The sequence below is a fragment of the Mesorhizobium sp. M0136 genome, assembly GCF_040322515.1.
Classification (GTDB): Bacteria; Pseudomonadota; Alphaproteobacteria; order Rhizobiales; family Rhizobiaceae; genus Mesorhizobium.
The window spans coordinates 126,935-145,842 of the sequence record NZ_JAMYTP010000004.1; the positions used below are offsets into that span (position 1 = coordinate 126,935).

The following is an 18,908-nucleotide window of genomic DNA, read 5'->3' on the forward strand; positions in this document are numbered from 1 at the left end:
ACTCGCTACTCGCTACCTTCACCGCTTAGCGATCGGCACGTAATCCCGTTCCGGCGCGCCGGTATAGAGCTGGCGCGGGCGACCGATCTTCTGGTGCGGATCCTCGATCATCTCCTTCCACTGCGCGATCCAGCCGACGGTACGGGCGACCGCGAACAGTACGGTGAACATAGTGGTGGGGAAGCCCAGCGCCTTAAGGGTGATGCCGGAATAAAAATCGACGTTGGGGTAGAGCTTCTTCTCGATGAAATAGGAATCGGTCAGCGCGATCTTCTCCAGCTCCATGGCGATGTCGAGCAGCGGATCGTCCTTGATGCCGAGCTCGCCCAGGACTTCGTGCGCGGTTTTCTGCATGATCTTGGCGCGCGGATCGTAGTTCTTGTAAACGCGATGGCCAAAGCCCATCAATCGGAACGGATCGTTCTTATCCTTGGCGCGCGCAATGAATTCCGGGATGTGATCGACATGGCCGATCTCGCCCAGCATGTTCAGGGCTGCCTCGTTGGCGCCGCCATGTGCGGGACCCCACAGGCAGGCTATGCCGGCAGCGATACAGGCAAAAGGATTGGCGCCCGACGAGCCGGCCAGGCGGACGGTCGAAGTCGAGGCGTTCTGTTCGTGATCGGCGTGCAGGATGAAGATACGCTCCATCGCGCGCGCCAGCACCGGATTGATCTTGTATTCCTCGCAAGGCACGGCGAAACACATATGCAGGAAGTTGGCTGCGAAATTCAGCTCGTTCTTCGGATAAATGAACGGCTGGCCGATGTGGTATTTGTACGCCATCGCCGCGATTGTCGGCATCTTGGCGATCAGCCGCATTGAGGCGACCATGCGTTGATACGGATCCGAGATGTCGGTGGAATCGTGATAGAAGGCCGACAGCGCGCCGACCACGCCGCACATCACCGCCATCGGATGCGCATCACGGCGGAAGCCGGTGAAAAAGCGCGACATCTGCTCATGCACCATGGTGTGGCGCGTCACCCGGTAGTCGAAATCGTCCTTCTGCGCCTTGGTCGGTAGTTCACCATAGAGCAAGAGATAACAGACTTCGAGGAAGTCGCCGTGCTCGGCCAGTTGGTCGATCGGGTAGCCGCGGTGCAAAAGAATGCCGGCATCGCCATCGATGAAGGTGATTTCCGATTCGCAGCTCGCCGTCGACGTAAAGCCGGGATCGTAGGTAAAGACGCCGGCGGTGTTGTAGAGCGAACCGATGTCGATGACGTCAGGTCCTACCGAACCGCTTCGGATCTTGAATTCATGGGTTTTGCCGCCGAGCTCCAGCTTTGCCGTCGATGCCTGGGTTTTGCCGCCAAATTCCATTTTCGTCGCAGGTTCGGTCATAGCAAACTCCTTTTTGTTTCCTCAGGCCGGCAAAGGCAAAATATCTGAACCCAACACGTCAAAAGCATCGGAATATGCACATTTGCGCCCGCAATTGTATCTGCGCGCCAGATTAGGCCAAGGCCCAATGTTGCACTGCGAAACACACCTTTCAATGCCAATCTTCTTGGGCCAGTTCGCTAATCGATTTGATCAGCGATCCGCGCCAGGCTTTCCTCGCGGCCCAGCACGGCAAGCACATCAAAGACCCCTGGCGAGGTACTTTTGCCGGTGAGCGCGGCGCGCAAAGGTTGGGCCACGGCGCCGAGTTTATGGCCGCCGGCCTGCGCGTAGTCGCGGATCGCGGCTTCAGCCGAGGCGGCAGACCAGTCCGAAACCGTGGCCAGTGCCGCATGAGCGCCCCGCAGGATCGCGCGCGCCTCACCGCTGAGCAGCGCCGCCGCCTTCTCGTCGACCGGCAGCGGCCGCTCGACGAACAGGAATGCAGCCCCTTCAACAAGTTCGACCAGCGTCTTGGCGCGCTCCTTCAGGCCGGGCAAAGCGGCAAGCAGTTGCGCCTTGCGTCTGTCGTCGAGGCGGGCGGCGATTGCCGGGCCGCCTTCGAGATAGGGCAGAGTGGCGATGAAGATGTCGAGCAGCGCCGCGTCGTTCATCCGGCGCATATGCACGCCGTTGAGCGCCTCGAGTTTGGCGAAGTCGAAACGGGCGGCGCCCTTGTTGACATCGCCAATGTCGAACCATGCGATCATGTCGGCAATCGACATGATCTCATCGTCGCCGTGGCTCCAGCCAAGCCTCGCCAGATAGTTGAGCAGCGCCTCCGGCAGGTAGCCCATGGCGCGATAGGCCTCGACGCCAAGCGCACCGTGCCGCTTCGACAGCTTGGCGCCGTCGGCACCGTGGATCAGCGGGATATGCGACATCGACGGCACCTCCCAGCCCATGGCCTGGTAGATTACGGTCTGGCGTGCGGCGTTGGTCAAATGATCGTCGCCGCGGATGATGTGGGTGATGCCCATGTCGTGATCGTCGACGACGACGGCATGCATGTAGGTCGGATTGCCGTCCGAGCGCAGAATAATGAAATCGTCGAGATCCTTGTTGGGAAAACGCACGTCGCCCTGGACGCGGTCATGTACCACCGTCTCGCCGTCTGTCGGCGCCTTGATGCGGATCGCCCCCTTGGCGCCGGGCGGCGCCTCCGACGGGTCGCGGTCGCGCCAGCGTCCGTCATAGCGGGGAGGCAGCCCCTTGGCCCGTGCGCTCTCGCGCATTGCTTCCAGCTCGGCAGGCGTCGCATAACAGTAATAGGCCTTGCCCATGCGAACGAGCTCCTCGGCCACCTCGCGATGGCGCGGCGCACGCTCGAACTGCGACACCGGCTCACCGTCCCATGTCAGGCCAAGCCAGGAAAGCCCGTCGAGAATGGCTGCGGTTGCCGCATCGGTGGAGCGCTCGCGGTCGGTGTCTTCGATGCGCAGCAGCATCGTGCCGCCTGTGTGCTTGGCATACAGCCAGTTGAACAGCGCCGTGCGCGCGCCGCCAATATGCAGATAACCGGTGGGCGAGGGGGCAAAACGGGTGACGACCTTATCGGGCATGGAACTCTCAGGCGGACGAAGGAAGTGGGTTTGCGGACTTTCGCGCGTTGCGCGTTCATGTAGCATAGGAGGTCGAGGGCGCAAGGGGCAGACCCGATGGCTGTGCGAGGCCGTGGTGAGGGCGAGGGCGAGGACGCTGGCAGCGGCGTCAGCGAACGCTTGCTGTTTGCCGCTCCCCTGCCTGTCCTGCCGGCACCGGCATTGCTGCCCGCTCCGCGCTTTGATGCGCCGTCGCTGCCGGCCAGCGACCCAGCAACGGTTCTCGTGCCCGCGGGCCAGCCCATCGTGCGCCTACGCCGTCGTTTCCGCCTCCCGTCACCGTCCCGTATCCGCAACAGCGTAACCTCGGCGGCCGGCCTGGAACTCGACCGTGGCATCGCCTTCCTGCTGGTGCCGGTATTCCTCGCATGCGGGGTGGTCGTATATTTCGCGCTGTCGGTGGAGCCGGCCTTTCCACAGCCGATCGCACTCGTGCTCCTCGCGGCGCTTTGTGCCGTCCTGTCGCGCTCTTGGCCCAGAGCCCGCCTGTGCTTCATGGTGGCGTTGTTCTGCGCGCTTGGCGTGCTTGCCGCCAAGTTCGAGACCTGGCGTGTCGGGACGCATGTGCTCGGTTCTGAAATCTCGACGCGGCTGACGGGTCGCGTCGTATCGTACGAACCCATGGCTAGCGGCCGCATCAGGCTGACGATCGATGTGATCTCAACCGCCAGGCCGACGCTGCGCTACATGCCGGAACGGGTCCGCATTTCGGCGATGAAGATACCGGCTGAGCTGGCCGCTGGTTCCGAGATCGCCGGCTATGTGCGGTTGCTGCCGCCGACCGGCCCGGTGCGGCCCGACAGCTATGATTTCTCCTTCGACAGCTATTTCGCCGGCATCGGCGGCAGCGGCTTCTTTCTCGGCAATCCGAAAGTCGTGGCTTCGGGCAGCATGCCGCTTGCCGCGCGGCTTTCTTCCGCGATCGAAGACGCGCGCGAATCCATCGCCGACCATATCCGCAGCCGCATCGGCGGCGCCGAGGGCGAGATTGCTGCTGCGCTGATCGTTGGCGTGCGCGCCGGCATTCCCGAGGAGATCAACGAAGCGATGCGACGTACAGGCATCTACCACATCATCTCCATCTCGGGGCTGCATATGGCGTTGGTCGCCGGCACCATCATGGCGCTGCTGCGCGGCGCCTTTGCGCTGTTTCCCGACTTCTCATCGCGACGGCCGGTCAAGAAATATGCCGCAGCCGCCGCGCTTTTTTCGATTGCGGCGTACCTCGTCTTTTCCGGCATTGTGGTGGCGGCCGAACGCAGCTTCATCATGCTGGCGGTGATGCTCATCGCCGTGCTGTTCGACCGGGCCGCGCTCACCATGCGCAATCTGGCGATCTCGGCAATCGCGGTCATCGTGGTGTCGCCGCACGAGGTGGTCGGTCCGAGTTTCCAGATGTCCTTCGCCGCGACGGCGGCCCTTGTCGGCGCCTATGCCGGCTGGTCCGATTACCGCGCCGGCAGGGCCACCACGCCGCCGCCCCGGCGGTCGCCGCTACGCTTGGCCACGCGAAAGGTCCTGCTGGGCATGGGCGGCCTGGCGATGACCTCGATCATTGCAGGGAGCGCCACGGCGCTTTTCGCCATATGGCATTTCCAGCGCGTAGCGCCGCTCAGCCTGTTCGCCAATCTGGCCATCATGCCTATCGTCTCGCTGGTCGTCATGCCCTTTGCCGTGCTCAGCGCGCTGGCGATGCCGTTCGGCGCGGATGGGCCTTTCCTCTACGTGATGGGCAAGGGGCTGACGGCGATGATCGCCCTGTCCGGGTGGATCTCCGAGCGCTCGCCAATCGATGCGGTTGGGCTGATTTCGCTGAGATCCGTCCTTTTGGTGACGATCGCCCTTGTCATTGCCAGCATGGCGACGACCTGGTTGCGGCTCGCGGCACTTCCTTTTGCGCTCGCCGGCTTGCTAACGACAACCCAGACGCGCGTACCCGACGTATTGATCTCGGAGGACGCACGGCTGGTCGCGCTGCCGATCGGCAGCGGTGAGCTCGCGGTCAACCGGGCACGCCCGAATGAGTTCACCATCGACAACTGGAAACGCGCGCTCACATCAGAGGCTATCGTCGCGCCGGAAACACCTGGAAAGAACGATCCGCAATTCGACATTGCCGATCCGGCCGACCTACCGCCGGGCATGCCGTTCATTTGCACGGACGGTCTCTGCCTCGCCAGGCATCCATCCGGCGCATTGCGCAAGCCAAGGACCGCGATACCGCACGGCCAGCCTGCGCCTTCGCCAGCTTGATCGTCATCGACGACGCCACCGCCCATAATCCCTGCTACTACGACCGGCTGGTCCTCGTCGTCACCAAACGGCAACTGGCGCGCGCGGGAAGTGCGGCCGTCTATTTCGATCCACAAGCGGCAACACGCGCCGAAATCCGCTTCGCCGTCGAAAAATCATACCGGCCCTGGCACGTGCAGCGGAAATTTTCACGCGCGGCGCGCGGCCTGCCGCCATACCGCAGGGCCGACAATCCAAAAGCCAGCACCAAGGGCGCAACTCAGTAGCGGCGGATCAGCCCAACGAGCTTGCCCTGCACCTTGACCCTGTCTGGTCCGAAGATGCGCGTCTCGTAGGCCGGATTGGCGGCCTCCAGGGCGATCGAGGCGCCCTTGCGGCGGAACCGCTTCAGCGTCGCTTCCTCCTCGTCGACCAGGGCCACCACGATCTCACCGGGGCTCGCCGTATCGGCGTTGCGGATGATCACCGTGTCGCCGTCGAAAATGCCAGCCTCGATCATCGAATCGCCTTTGACCTCGAGCGCATAATGCTCGCCGCCCATGATCATATCCGGCGGCACCGAAATCGAATGCGTCTGGTGCTGGATAGCATCGATCGGCACACCAGCGGCGATGCGGCCCATTACCGGGATCGAAACGGCGGCGACGACATCGTCGTCATTGCCGGCTGCAGGGACGCGCGACGATGTGGGCTTGCCCTGCCGAGGGGCACCTTGCCCAAGACTGCCCTGGATGACACTCGGCGAGAACTTGCGTGCCGCATTGAGGCCGGGGGCGATCGAGTCAGGCAGGCGTAGTACCTCCAGCGCACGGGCCCGGTTGGGCAAACGGCGAATGAAGCCGCGCTCCTCCAGCGCCGTAATCAGTCGGTGGATTCCGGATTTGGAAGCCAGGTCGAGCGCTTCCTTCATCTCGTCGAAGGAAGGTGGGATACCGCTTTCCTTCAACCTTTCGTGGATGAACATAAGCAGTTCGTGTTGTTTGCGTGTCAGCATAGCGACCCCCAACAGAATCAGAAAACAAACCCAGAACAGACACTATCTGTTCCAGTTGTGTTCCGCAACTGTTTAAAGTTTAATGAATGCGTTAAGGCTCGGGAAACAAACGACGTCCCCTACCGGCGTACCGTATTTTCACCGCCGCGAGCCTCATCCCCTTGATTCTGCTTTCGTTTGCGCCGTTCTGGCCTCCTTGAAGGCGGCACTGGCATCGGCCGTCGGTCGGCAAAGGGCACGGAATTGAACCCGTATCGACTGTGCGGTTTGGTCAATGCACCGTGAACGAAACGAACTCAAAACGCCAACCTCGGGCTAACTCCAGGTTTCCACCGCCTGGTCAGGCTGCTTCTCGCCGGTGGAGCCTTGCTACGCGCTATCCGGTAATGGAAGAACAGTTGATGCGTGTCCGGCGTTGCGTTGGATTTTTTGAGGGAGCAGGCAAATCATGACGGGAATTCCCGATCTCGTGGCCGTAAAGGCGATGGATGCCGCGGATCCGCTGCGCGCGATGCGCGACCGCTTTGTCTTGCCGCAAGGAGTGATCTATCTCGACGGCAATTCGCTAGGAGCTGCTTCACGTGCCGCCTTCGATGAATTGCGCAAGGCCGCGACCGAAGAATGGTCGCATGATCTCATCCGCGCATGGAACACGGCCCGCTGGTTCAACATGCCGCTTGAACTTGGCGACCAGCTCGGGCGCCTGATCGGTGCCGCGGTCGGCCAGACGGTGGTCTGCGACACGACGTCGGTCAACATCTACAAGCTGCTGCACGCGGCCATGGCCATGCGACCGGAGCGGCAGGCCATCGTCGCCGAGGGCGATAGTTTTCCGACAGACCTCTACATGGCTGAGGGTGTGGTTTCGACGCGAAAAGATGCGCTGCTGCGCCTCTCGGGGGTCGACGCGCCGACCATCGAGGAGCTGATCGACGATCGCACCGCCGTGGTGCTGGTCAACCACGTCAACTACAAATCGGGCGAACTGCGCGACATGCCGGCTCTGACGCGCAGGGCCCAGGAAGCCGGGGCGATGATCGTCTGGGATCTCTGCCACACCGCTGGCGCGATGCCAGTCGAGCTCGACAAAGCCAACGCCGATTTTGCCGTTGGCTGCACCTACAAATATCTGAATGGCGGCCCGGGCGCGCCTGCCTTCATCTATGCGGCTGAGCGGCATCTTTCCGACATCCAGCAGCCGCTCACCGGCTGGTGGGGCCATGCACGGCCCTTCGCCTTCGAGCCAGGCTATGCGGCCGGCACCGGCATCCGCCGGTTTCTGTGCAGCACCCAGCCGATACTCTCGATGCGCACGCTGAAGGGCGCGCTCGACATCTGGGACGATGTCGACATGACGGCGGTGCGCAAGAAGAGCATCGCACTGGCCGATCTGTTCATCGAGCTTGTCGAGGCAAAGTGCGGCACTTACGGTCTCACGCTCGAAAGCACGCGCGACGGGGAAAAACGCGGCAGCCAGATTTCATTCATGCATGAGCATGGCTACCAGATCATGCGCGCGCTGATCGAACGTGGTGTGATCGGCGATTTTCGCGCGCCATCGACCATGCGCTTCGGCTTCACCCCGCTCTATGTCGGCTATGCCGATGTCTGGCAGGCCGTCGAAGTGCTTGAGGACATCCTGTGCACCGGTGCGTGGAAGGATGCGCGCTTCGCCATCAAGGCGGCTGTCACTTGAGATCGATGCGAGAGCTGGAATCGTGAGGCTGGCGACGACGCGCCGCGCGATGCTCGCGGCCAGGTTGCAAGGCCATAATTGCCAGGGAGGGCGCAGGGTGTTCGAACGTCACATTGCCGATTGGGACAACGCCTATGCCAACGGCGCCAACATAGCCGGCAGCGATCGCTGGCCGGCGGCCTGGGTCGAGCCCGCGCAGGTTTTCCGCGAGGCGCTTTCGACCGAGGGCAGGGCGCGGCTCGACCTGGCCTATGGCGATAACCCGCGCAACCGGCTCGATCTTTTCCTGCCGGCCACCAAGCCGAAGGGGGTCGTGGTGTTCGTCCATGGCGGCTACTGGATGGCATTCGACAAGAGTTTCTGGTCACATCTTGCCGCGGGCGCTGTTGATCGCGGCTATGCAGTTGCCATGCCGTCCTACACGCTCTGTCCGCAGATACGCATTGGCGGCATCGTCAAGGAAGTCGGCGCGGCGATAGGCAAGGCGGCGGCGATGGTCGCAGGGCCGCTGATGCTGACCGGGCACTCGGCCGGCGGCCATCTTGTTAGCCGGATGGTTACCAGGACGACGCCGCTGGCGCCCGAAGTGGTCCGGCGCGTTCGTCACGTGGTGTCGATCTCGGGGGTGCATGATTTGCGCCCGATCATGCGCACCGGCATGAACGAGACGCTGGCGATCGATGAGGCCGAGGCGCAGGCCGAAAGTCCGGTGCTGCTGCGCCCGATGGAAAAGGCCCGCCTGACCTGCTGGGCCGGCGGCGGCGAGCGCGCCGAATTCCTGCGCCAGAGCGCGTTGCTGGCCAACATCTGGATCGGCCTGGGTGCCGCGACCAGCTCCGTAGTCGAGCCCGACCGGCATCATTTCAACATCATCGACGGTTTGGCCGATCCAGACCATCCGCTGACCCGGACCTTGATCTCGGAGTGAGGCAGGTTCAGCGTAGCATCAGCACGTCGCAGGGGGAGCCCGCCGCCGCAGCAGGCGCGAACGGCGCGCGGACGATCAGCCCGTTGGCATCGGCCAGCATTTTCAGCATCGAGGAGTCCTGGATGCCGAACGGCGTCGCCACGAGCGCACCAGCGTCGTCTGTGACAACAGCCCGCACATAATCTTGCCTGAGATCGTTGGCCGGCATGGCAGCACCGAGCCGTGCCCGACGGATATCCTGCTGAAAGGCGCGGCCGCCGAGCCGCGCCAGCAGCGGCTTCAGGAAGAGCTGAGCGCAGACCAGGCTCGCCACGGGGTTGCCGGGCAGGCCGATGCAGCGAATGTCGCCCAGCCGCCCGAACATCAGCGGCTTGCCCGGTCGCATGGCGATCTTCCAGAAATCGAGCGTCATGCCTTGCCCGATCAGCACGTCATGGACGAAGTCGTGGTCGCCGACCGAGGCACCGCCCAGCGTGACGATGACGTTCGCGCCAGCCTTCACGGCCTTTTCAACCAATGCCGCGATCGCCTCCCTGCGGTCCGGCGCGATACCGAGGTCGAGCGCCCGCGCACCGACCGACTGTGCGGCGGCAGCGACACCATAGGCGTTAGAGGAGATGATCTGGTCGGGGCCAAGCTCGCTGCCCGGCGGCAGCAATTCGTCGCCGGTGGCGATGATGGCGACCAGCGGCCGTTTGACCACGCCGACCTCGGGGTGATTGGCCGATGCCGCCAGCGACAAGGCGGCCGAATCGAGCAGGCGGCCTTTGGGCAGCAGGACATCGCCCTTGGCGAAATCGAGCCCAAGGCGGCGGATGTTGCGCCCCTGCACCGTCGGCTCTGTCACTTCGACGCTGCCGCCGCCGAGGTCGCGGACGTTCTCCTGGATGACGATAGTGTCGGTGCCTTCGGGAAGCGGCGCGCCGGTAAAGATGCGCACGGCCTGCCGCTGCTGCACCGTTCCGGCAAAGCCGCGTCCGGCCGGCGCTATGCCGATCACCGAAAGCCTTGCGGGTAGGGACGCGATGTCAGCCGCCCGCACGGCATAGCCGTCCATGGCGGAGGCGTTGAACGGCGGCTGGGTGCGGAGCGCCACAACCGGCTCCGCCAGCACGCGGTCGGCGGCATCCAGCAGCGCGACACGTTCGCCCGGCAGCGCAACTGCTCCGTCCAGCAGGCGCTCGAGCGCCTCGGCAACTGGGACCAGCGCCATTAGCGGCCTGCCTCGGTGGCCCCGGTGATCTTGTAGTCGCCGGATTTACCGCCGGTCTTTTCAACCAGCCTGATGCCGGAGATGACCATGGCGCGGTCGACCGCCTTGGCCATGTCGTAGATGGTCAGGCAAGCGACCGAGACGGCACTCAAGGCCTCCATTTCAACGCCGGTCTTGCCAGTGACGCGGGTCAATGCCGTCACCTTCAGGCCGGGCAGTGCGACGTCCGGCTCGATATCGACAGATATCCTAGTCAGCAGCAGCGGATGGCAAAGCGGGATCAGCTCATGCGTCTTCTTGGCCGCCATGATGCCGGCAATGCGCGCGGTGCCCAGCACGTCGCCCTTCTTGGCGTCGCCGGCGAGGATCACGTCCAGCGTCTCGGGCCGCATCGCGACAAAACCTTCCGCGACTGCCGTGCGCACCGTCTCAGCCTTGTCGCCGACATCGACCATGTTGGCTTCGCCCTGCGCGCCAAGATGGGTGAGGGCGGCCGCCATCTCAGACCGCCTCTGCCGGCGCCTTGCCCGTCAACAGCAGGCGCGTTGCCGCAGCCACGTCCTGTTGACGCATCAGGCTCTCGCCGACCAGGAAAGTAGCGATGCCGCTCCGCTCCAGCCGGCGGCAATCGTCATGCGAAAAGATTCCGCTCTCACTGACTAGAAGGCGGCCGCCCGGCACCATCGGTACCAGCCGTTCCGAGGTCTCGAGGCTGGTTTCGAAAGTCCGGAGATTGCGATTGTTGATGCCGATCAGCCGCGACGACAGCCGCAGCGCACGTTCCATTTCCGCCTCATCATGCACTTCGACCAGCGCGTCCATGCCGAGCCCGAAAGCTGTCGCTTCGAGTTCTCTTGCCAACGCGTCGTCGACGCTGGCCATAATGATCAGGATGGCATCGGCGCCCCATGCCCTGGCCTCGTAGACCTGATAGGGGTCGAACAGGAAATCCTTGCGTAAGGTAGGCAACTCGACGGCAGCGCGCGCAGCGGTGAGGAATTCGGGCGCGCCTTGGAAAGAGGGTGTGTCGGTCAGCACCGAAAGGCAGGCGGCACCGGCTTTCGCATAGGCCCTGGCCAGCGCCGGCGGATCGAAATCGGCGCGGATCAGGCCTTTGGATGGGCTAGCTTTCTTGATTTCGGCAATCAGCGCAAACCCGCCGGATTTGCGCGTTGCTTCAAGGGCGGAAAGAAATCCGCGCGGCGCGTCGGCATCCGTCGCCCGTGCCTTGATCTCGGCCAATGGCACGCGTGCCTTGGCCGCCGCGATCTCGTCGCGCTTGTAAGCCTCGATCTTGCGCAGGATGTCGGACATGGTTTTAACCGTTCGAAATCTCGACCAGCCTGTCGAGCACTTTCAGCGCGCGGCCGCTGTCGATGGCCTGCGCCGCCGTTACCATGCCGTCGGCAAGCGTCGTCGCCTTGCCGGCTACCACCAGCCCGGCGCCGGCATTCATCAGCACCGTATCGCGAAAGGCGCCAGCGGCGCCGCCCAGCATGTCGCGCAGTGCCTGGGCGTTGTGGGCGGCGTCGCCGCCGCGCAACTCGTCCTTGGTGTGACGCGTCAGCCCGACTGCTTCCGGGGTCAGCACAAAGCTGCGTATCTCGCCGCCGGCCAATTCGGCGACCTGCGTTTCGCCGGTGGTGGTGATCTCGTCATAGCCGTCGCCATGGACGACCCAGGCGTGGTCGGCGCCAAGCTCCTTCAACGTTTCTGCCACCGGCATGATCCATTCGGGCAGGAACACGCCGACCATCTGCCGTCTGACACTGGCCGGATTGGAAAGCGGGCCCAGCAGATTGAAGATGGTGCGGGTGCCGAGCTCGACCCGGGTCGGGCCGACATGCTTCATCGCCGGGTGATGCGCCGGCGCGAACATGAAGCCAACGCCGGCCTCGTGAATGCAGCGGCCGATCGTCTCCGGAGGGATGTCGATCTTGACGCCCAATGCGATCAGCACATCGGCGGCGCCGGTCAGCGAGGACAGTCCGCGATTGCCGTGCTTGGCGACGGGCACGCCGCTGCCGGCGATGACGAAGGCGGATGCGGTCGAAATGTTGACGCTGTGCGAATTGTCGCCGCCGGTGCCGACAATGTCGATGGCGCCCTCGGGGGCTTCGACGCGCAGCATCTTGGCGCGCATGGTGGCGACAGCGCCGGCGATCTCGCTGACGGTCTCGCCGCGCACGCGCAATGCCATCAGGAAGCCGCCTATCTGGCCCGGAGTAGCATCGCCCGACATGATAATGTCGAAGGCCTCGCGCGCCTCCTCGAAAGAAAGAGCGCTGCCGGCGGCGACCTTGGCGATGTGGATCTTCAGTGCGCTCATCTGGCCAGGGCTTGGGTTACGGCCGTCTGATCGATGCGGACGTCATATTGCGTCTGCAACTGCGCTACCAACTGGTCGAGCAGGTCGTCGGACATGCCGGATGTGAAGGATTTCTGTGCGTCCTGGGGTACTGAGCTGGCGTCGGCCCCGGCCGGCTCGAATACCTCGGCAACCTTGAACAAGATTTGTCCGTCGCCGGTGGGCGAGGGGATCAGCCCGGTGCCGCCTTCGCCGACGCCGAACATCGCGGCGGCCCCTTCCTTGCCGAAATCGACGTCGTCAGCATCGCGCTTGACGCCGCGCTTGGTCTGTTTTTCGAGCTTGAGCTCACCGGCGATCACCTCGAGCGTCGCGCCGGCCTTGAGACGCTTCTCGAGCTCTTGCGCTTTTGCGGTGAGCCGTTTGGTGGTCTCCGCCGCGGTCCAGTCGGCCACGACCTTCTGGCGGACTTCGTCCAATGTGCGGTCACGGGCCGGCGTGATCGCGCTCACGTCGTAGAAGACGAAGCCGTTATCGGCGGTGGTGAGACCTTCATTGTCGGTTCCGGGTTCGGATTCGAACACTGCCTTGATGAGCGCCGGCGATTCCGGCAGGTCTTTGACGATGCTTCCATCCGGCCGTTGGCCGGTGCGGTCGATGGCGTCGATGGTGACGACCTTCAGCTTCAATTTGGCGGCTGCCTCGGCGAGCGAACTGCCCGAGGCGCGCGTATCCTCGTAATTGTCGTGCACGTCCAGCAAGATGCGGCTTGCCTCACCCAGTGCCAGGTCCTTGCGGATCTGCTCGGATACTTCGACCAGCGGCTTCACCACTTCCGGCTTGATCTCGGTGACGCGCAGCAGAACGGGACCAAATGCGCCTTGTACGACCGGGCTGACCTCATTGACGTTGAGCTTGAAGGCAGCGTCGGCGACCGCCTTGTCGGCGATCTTGTCCTTGGCCAGCGTGCCGAGCAGCGTGTCGGCCGGGGTCTTGCCCTCGGCGGCGACGATCTTGTCGAAGGTCGCGCCGGTCCTGAGCGAATCGAGCGCCGCCTTTGCGGCATCAGGCGTCTTGAATACAAGCTGCTCGATGGTGCGCATCTCCGGCGTGGTGTAGCGCGCCTTGTTCTTGTTGTAGTCGTCGCTGACCTGTTGGTCGGTCACCGCGCTCAAATCCATGATGTCTTCCGGCTCGAGCCTGACATAGGAGAACTTGCGGTATTCGGGAGCGGCGTAGGTTTTCTTGTTTTCCTCGAAATAGGCCGAAAGCACGCTGTCGGACGGCGCTTCTATCGGCTCGACAAGCGATTTCGGCAAGGTCAGGTAGTCGATGGTGCGATCTTCGCCGCGATAGAGCGCGACCGCCTTGAAGAATGTATCAGGGGCCTTGAGGCCATCCGAAACCGCCTCGACGATCTGCTGGCGGACCGCGACCTGGGCGCGGTTCTTCAAATAGTCTTCCGGCCGCATGCCGATCTGCCGAAGCAGGTACTCGAACGTTCTCCTGTCGAAGGTTCCGGCAGGCCCTTTGAACGCCGGGTCTTCACGCGTCAGTTCGGCGAGCCGGTCCTTGGACAGGCCGAGGCCGAGCTTGCGGGCCTGTTCGTCGAGGACGGCACCCGATACGAGTTGCGCCAGCACCTGGTTGTCGATGCCGAGCGCCGTCGCCTGCTCACGGCTGATGCGCTGGCCGAATTGCTGCGACATGACGCTGAGCTGGCGATCGTAGGCGAGGCGGTATTCGTTGATAGAGACCTTGGTGCCTCCGGCCGTGATCACGGCGTCATGGCCGGCAAGACCGCCCATCAGCCGTCCCGAGATACCCCAGACGGCGAAGCTCAACACCAACAATGACAGCAGCAGTTTCGCGACCCAGGTCCCCGCCGCACTTCTCAACATACCAAGCATGAGTACTTCCGATTTTTGCGCATTTCGCATGCGCCGAGTCTGAAACAAGCGCAATAGCGCCCTTCCTGCTCACTGTCGATTGCTTTATGGCCTGATTTTGATAGTGAGGGCCAGCTGGAAATTGCCCGGAGAAACAATCCCATGACGCCTGGAATCCGCCCGCTCGTCGCCGGCAACTGGAAAATGAACGGTACCAGCGCCTCGCTCAACGAGCTCAGGATGATCGGCAACGGCTTCATGAGCGGGCTCGACGCCGAGACCGAAGCGGTGCTCTGCGTGCCGGCGACCTTACTTGCGCACGCCGCCGAGATTCTGTCGCGCACACCGGTGCGGGCCGGCGGAGAGGATTGCCACACCGAGGAAAGCGGCGCCTATACCGGCTGCATTTCGGCCGAGATGCTGAAGGATGCAGGAGCCAGCCATGTCATTGTCGGCCATTCCGAATGCCGCGCCGATCGCAAGGAGGACGATGCCTTAGTGCAGGCCAAGGCCTCCGCCGCATGGCGTGCCGGGCTGGTGGCCATCATCTGCATTGGTGAGACAAGAGCCGAACGCGAAGCAGGAGCCACGCTCGACGTGCTGTCGCGCCAGGTCGCTGGCTCGGTCCCGCCAAACGCCACGGCTTCCAACACCGTCATTGCCTATGAGCCGGTATGGGCGATCGGCACCGGCTTGACCCCGACCGCCGCCGACGTCGCCGAGGCACATGCGCATATCCGCGAAGAACTGGCCCGGAAGCTCGGCAATACGGCGGCCAAGATGCGCATTCTCTACGGCGGCTCGGTCAAGCCGTCCAACGCCGTCGAGTTGCTAGGCGTCAGGAATGTCGATGGCGCGCTGGTCGGCGGCGCCAGCCTAAAGGCGGCGGACTTCCTCGGCATCGCGGAAGCCTATCGAAACATCGCTTGATACAAGGCTGCTTGCTGCATTTGAGCGGACGGCCGGCGCCGAAATCGTTGCAAAGGACGCATTGCTTCCCATATTCCGGCCACGGGCTTGGAAATGCCGTCAAAGCATTGTATTGAGCCGCCTCCAAATCAGCGGCCGCACCAGGCCTTGCCAGGATAAATTATGGAAACCGTACTGATCGTCGTCCACCTCATGGTCGTGCTCGCGCTTGTCGGCGTGGTGCTGCTGCAGCGCTCCGAAGGCGGCGGCCTCGGCATCGGCGGCGGATCGGGCTTCATGACCGCGCGTGGCGCCGCCAATGCGCTGACGCGGGCGACGGCGATCCTGGCCGCAGCTTTCTTCGTCACTTCGCTGACACTGTCGATCGTAGCGCGCTATGGCGAGAAGCCGATCGACATTCTCGATCGCGTGCCGGCGACCTCGGACGGGGCAGGCAAGGGCGTACTCAACCAATTGCCCGGAACCACGACGCCGACGCCGCCTTCGGGCACCACGGCGCCGACCCCGCCGTCCGGCAATGGCGCGGCAACGACGCCGCCGGCAACCGCTCCGGCGACGCCGCCAGCGACAAACGGCGCCACCGCGCCGGCCACGCCGCAGGTCCCCAACCAGTAATCGGGCATCTTATGCCGCGATCTGTTGTCGTTTGAACACAGTCGCGGCAAATGCCGCACGATCACGAAGATTCGACCGCACCGCGCGCTTGAGGCGCTTCCGGCTAATCGATTATAGGTTGCACGCGGCATTCTCGGCGTCCTTGGGGGGCGCCGGGCGATGCCGTGGGCAACAAGCATTGAACGATCGGATCTTCCCCATGCAGCTTCGCAGCTTCATTTTTGCCGGCCTTTGTGCCGTGCTCAGCCTAGGTGCGCCCGCTTACGCGGCCATGCCGACGGCAAACTCGGCCCATAAAGCCGCAGCAACAACCGACGTCGTCAACGTCGCTGCCAAAAGCGATGCGGCGCAATTGAAGCTTCTCAAGAAGAAGAAAGATCCGACGCCGGACGACCTTGCGCAGATCCGCAAGATCGAAGCCAAGATCGCAGCCGACAAGGAAGCCGCTCGCGCCAAAGCACTCGAAGCCAGGAAGCTGGCGATGCGGGAGGCGGCGAAAGCCAAAGCCGATGCGGAACGGCAGGCATTCCTTGCCAAGAAGAGCCAGCCGCTCGCGGCGGCGAAGGTGGCTGACGCTACGCCAGCCAAGAAGAAGAAGACCCTCAACATCATCGAACCGATTGCGCCGATCCAGTCGGCCGAGCCGATCCCGACCGAGGCCATGAACGTTGCCCTGACCGGCAACAATGGCGAGTTGCGCAGCGAACCGGTGGGGCAGAAGCCGCAGAGCGTCGGGCTGTTCGCGGGACTGTTCGGCGGCACAACTTCGTCGTCAATGTCGCTGCTTCCGGAAACACGCGCGCTCGACGCCGCACTCGAAAGGAAGCAGGCCAAGCGGCAGTTCAAGGTCAAGCCGGAATTCGTGCCGCAGGAGGTCGAATTCACTGGCTACAACCCGGGCACCATCGTCATCGATACCAGCGCTCGCCGTCTCTACCTCGTCGAATCATCGTCAACCGCCCGCCGTTATGCCATCGCGGTCGGCCGGGAAGGCCTGCAGTTCAAGGGTACGGTTGCCGTCGGCGACAAGCAGGAATGGCCGCGCTGGATTCCGACGCTGGATATGCAAAAGCGCGAACCCAAGCACTATGGCCAATACAAGGACGGTATGCCCGGCGGCGGCGACAATCCGCTCGGTGCGCGCGCCATCTATCTTTACGACGGCAAGAAGGATACCCACCTGCGCATTCACGGCACCATCGCGCCGCAGTCGATCGGAACCAGCGCCTCCAATGGCTGCTTCCGCATGATCAACGAGCACGTCATGGACCTTTACCGCCGGGTGAAAGTAGGCACCAAAGTCGTCATCATCTGACGCTTTGACAGATCGTGCCAAAAGGGCCGGCCTCGCCGGCCCTTTTGTTTTGATACGCCAACGACCAGAGCGCCTTCTTGGGAAAAAGCCTTCGCGGCGGTTTTTTCTCTGGCGGAATCAATTCGGCCGCGTTAAGCGATGACTCCCATGGCGCGATATGTATTCATCACAGGCGGCGTGGTTTCCTCACTTGGAAAAGGCATTGCTGCGGCGGCCCTTGGGGCTCTCTTGCAGGCGCGGGGCTATCGCGCACGCATCAAAAAGCTCGATCCCTATCTCAATGTCGATCCCGGCACGATGTCGCCCTATCAGCACGGCGAAGTCTTTGTGACCGATGACGGGGCCGAGACCGATCTCGATCTTGGCCATTATGAGCGCTTCACCGGCCGCTCGGCCAACCAGCAAGACAACATCACCACCGGCCGCATCTATAAGAACATCATCGAGCGCGAGCGGCGCGGCGACTATCTCGGCGCCACCGTGCAGGTCATTCCGCACGTCACCGACGAGATCAAGAACTTCGTCCTCAACGGCAATGACGATTACGATTTCGTGCTGTGCGAGATCGGCGGCACCGTCGGCGACATCGAAGCGATGCCGTTCCTGGAGGCGATCCGCCAGCTCGGCAACGACCTGCCGCGCAACAACGCCGTCTACGTCCACCTGACCTTAATGCCTTACATTCCGACGGCAGGCGAACTGAAGACCAAGCCGACGCAGCATTCGGTCAAGGAGTTGCGCGGCATCGGCATTGCACCCGACATACTGCTGGTCCGCGCCGACCGGCCGATCCCCAAGGAAGAGCGCAGAAAGCTGTCGCTGTTCTGCAATGTCCGCGAAAGCGCCGTCATCCAGGCGCTCGACGTCCCGCACATCTACGACGTGCCGATGGCCTATCACAATGAAGGGCTCGACTCGGAAGTGCTGGCCGCCTTCGGCATCGATCCGGCGCCGAAGCCGCGCATGGAACGGTGGCAAGCGGTGTCCAACCGCATCCACAATCCGGAAGGCGAAGTGACCATTGCCGTCGTCGGCAAATATACCGGCCTCAAGGACGCCTACAAATCGCTGATCGAGGCGTTATCGCATGGTGGCCTCGCCAACCGGGTGAAGGTCAAGCTCGACTGGATCGAAAGCGAGATATTCGAGAAGGAAGACCCGGCGCCGTGGCTGGAGAAGGTCCATGGCATTCTCGTCCCCGGCGGTTTTGGCGAGCGCGGCTCGGAGGGCAAGATCCTGGCGGCGAAGTTCGCGCGCGAGCGCAAGGTGCCGTATTTCGGCATCTGCTTCGGCATGCAGATGGCCTGCATCGAGGCGGCGCGTTCGCTGGCCGGCGTCGAGCACGCATCATCGACCGAGTTCGGCCCGACCGAGGAGCCGGTCGTCGGCTTGATGACCGAATGGCTGAAGGGCAACATGCTGGAAAAGCGCAGGGAAACCGGCGACCTTGGCGGGACCATGCGGCTCGGTGCCTACCAGGCCGACCTCGCCAAGGGATCGAAGATCGCTGAGATCTATGGCGATACCCAGATTTCCGAACGCCATCGTCACCGCTACGAGGTCAATGTCGACTACAAGGAGCGGCTCGAGAATTGCGGCCTGGTGTTTGCCGGCATGTCGCCGGATGGCGTGCTGCCGGAAACGGTCGAATATCCAGACCACCCCTGGTTCATCGGCGTGCAGTACCATCCCGAGCTGAAAAGCCGGCCGCTCGATCCACACCCGCTGTTTGCCAGCTTCATCGAGGCGGCGGTAGAGCAGTCGCGGCTGGTCTAGACTA

14 protein-coding genes and 1 pseudogene are annotated in these 18,908 nt (G+C 63.3%); 7 read left to right on the top strand and 8 right to left on the bottom strand.

Features of this window, described 5'->3' with window-relative positions:
* Window positions 1-18: 18 nt before the first annotated feature.
* Together gltA and gltX are read right to left on the bottom strand one after the other, a co-directional pair.
* The gene (gltA, locus tag NKJ35_RS06110) at window positions 19-1,347 is read right to left on the bottom strand and encodes a citrate synthase (protein WP_254817305.1); all 1,329 of its coding nucleotides are present in this window, start codon (window positions 1,345-1,347) and stop codon (window positions 19-21) included.
* A gap of 179 nt (window positions 1,348-1,526) precedes the next feature.
* The gene (gene gltX, locus NKJ35_RS06115) at window positions 1,527-2,948 is read right to left on the bottom strand and encodes a glutamate--tRNA ligase (RefSeq protein WP_352645652.1); all 1,422 of its coding nucleotides are present in this window, start codon (window positions 2,946-2,948) and stop codon (window positions 1,527-1,529) included.
* Between the two features lie 96 nt (window positions 2,949-3,044).
* Here gltX and NKJ35_RS06120 point away from each other — a divergent pair.
* Window positions 3,045-5,506 (top strand): annotated as a pseudogene (locus NKJ35_RS06120) (ComEC/Rec2 family competence protein).
* Here the strand turns inward: NKJ35_RS06120 and lexA are convergent.
* On the bottom strand, window positions 5,500-6,234 hold the full coding sequence (gene lexA, locus NKJ35_RS06125; RefSeq protein WP_023674949.1) for a transcriptional repressor LexA: 735 nt from the start codon (window positions 6,232-6,234) through the stop codon (window positions 5,500-5,502). The pseudogene NKJ35_RS06120 and the gene lexA sit on opposite strands and share 7 nt — an antisense overlap.
* A 448-nt stretch (window positions 6,235-6,682) precedes the next feature.
* On the opposite strand from lexA, the gene kynU reads away from it, so the two are divergent.
* Window positions 6,683-7,930: a kynureninase gene (gene kynU, locus NKJ35_RS06130; RefSeq protein ID WP_352645653.1), complete on the top strand. Its 1,248-nt coding sequence runs from the start codon at window positions 6,683-6,685 to the stop codon at window positions 7,928-7,930.
* A 97-nt stretch (window positions 7,931-8,027) separates the two neighbouring features.
* The gene (locus NKJ35_RS06135; RefSeq protein WP_352645654.1) at window positions 8,028-8,858 is read left to right on the top strand and encodes a hormone-sensitive lipase; all 831 of its coding nucleotides are present in this window, start codon (window positions 8,028-8,030) and stop codon (window positions 8,856-8,858) included.
* Window positions 8,859-8,865: 7 nt separating this feature from the next.
* Here NKJ35_RS06135 and NKJ35_RS06140 read toward each other — a convergent pair whose 3' ends face one another.
* From NKJ35_RS06140 to NKJ35_RS06160, 5 genes are read right to left on the bottom strand one after another with little or no spacing between them, the layout of a single operon-like run.
* Complete coding sequence (locus NKJ35_RS06140; protein ID WP_352645655.1) at window positions 8,866-10,071, bottom strand: molybdopterin molybdotransferase MoeA; 1,206 nt, start codon at window positions 10,069-10,071, stop codon at window positions 8,866-8,868.
* A complete protein-coding gene (gene moaC, locus NKJ35_RS06145) occupies window positions 10,071-10,571 on the bottom strand; it encodes a cyclic pyranopterin monophosphate synthase MoaC (protein WP_352645656.1) in 501 nt (166 codons plus the stop codon). The genes NKJ35_RS06140 and moaC overlap by 1 nt, the downstream gene beginning before the upstream one ends.
* Window position 10,572: 1 nt before the next feature.
* Window positions 10,573-11,385, bottom strand: a complete 813-nt coding sequence (gene trpC / locus NKJ35_RS06150) for an indole-3-glycerol phosphate synthase TrpC (protein ID WP_352645657.1) — start codon at window positions 11,383-11,385, stop codon at window positions 10,573-10,575.
* A gap of 4 nt (window positions 11,386-11,389) precedes the next feature.
* On the bottom strand, window positions 11,390-12,400 hold the full coding sequence (gene trpD / locus NKJ35_RS06155) for an anthranilate phosphoribosyltransferase (protein WP_352507310.1): 1,011 nt from the start codon (window positions 12,398-12,400) through the stop codon (window positions 11,390-11,392).
* A complete protein-coding gene (locus NKJ35_RS06160) occupies window positions 12,397-14,289 on the bottom strand; it encodes a SurA N-terminal domain-containing protein (protein ID WP_352645659.1) in 1,893 nt (630 codons plus the stop codon). Before NKJ35_RS06160 ends, trpD begins: the two co-directional genes overlap by 4 nt.
* Before the next feature lie 141 nt (window positions 14,290-14,430).
* Here NKJ35_RS06160 and tpiA point away from each other — a divergent pair, with 141 nt between their 5' ends.
* From tpiA to pyrG, 4 genes are all read left to right on the top strand, one after another.
* Window positions 14,431-15,198 carry a triose-phosphate isomerase gene (gene tpiA / locus NKJ35_RS06165; protein WP_352507308.1) on the top strand — a complete coding sequence of 256 codons (768 nt, stop codon included), beginning with the start codon at window positions 14,431-14,433 and terminating at the stop codon, window positions 15,196-15,198.
* A gap of 162 nt (window positions 15,199-15,360) precedes the next feature.
* Window positions 15,361-15,813 (top strand): preprotein translocase subunit SecG, encoded by a 453-nt coding sequence (gene secG / locus NKJ35_RS06170; protein WP_254817294.1) that lies wholly within the window; start codon window positions 15,361-15,363, stop codon window positions 15,811-15,813.
* A gap of 199 nt (window positions 15,814-16,012) precedes the next feature.
* Complete coding sequence (locus tag NKJ35_RS06175) at window positions 16,013-17,128, top strand: L,D-transpeptidase (protein WP_352645660.1); 1,116 nt, start codon at window positions 16,013-16,015, stop codon at window positions 17,126-17,128.
* A gap of 147 nt (window positions 17,129-17,275) precedes the next feature.
* On the top strand, window positions 17,276-18,904 hold the full coding sequence (pyrG, locus tag NKJ35_RS06180; protein ID WP_254817292.1) for a CTP synthase: 1,629 nt from the start codon (window positions 17,276-17,278) through the stop codon (window positions 18,902-18,904).
* Window positions 18,905-18,908 lie beyond the last annotated feature (4 nt).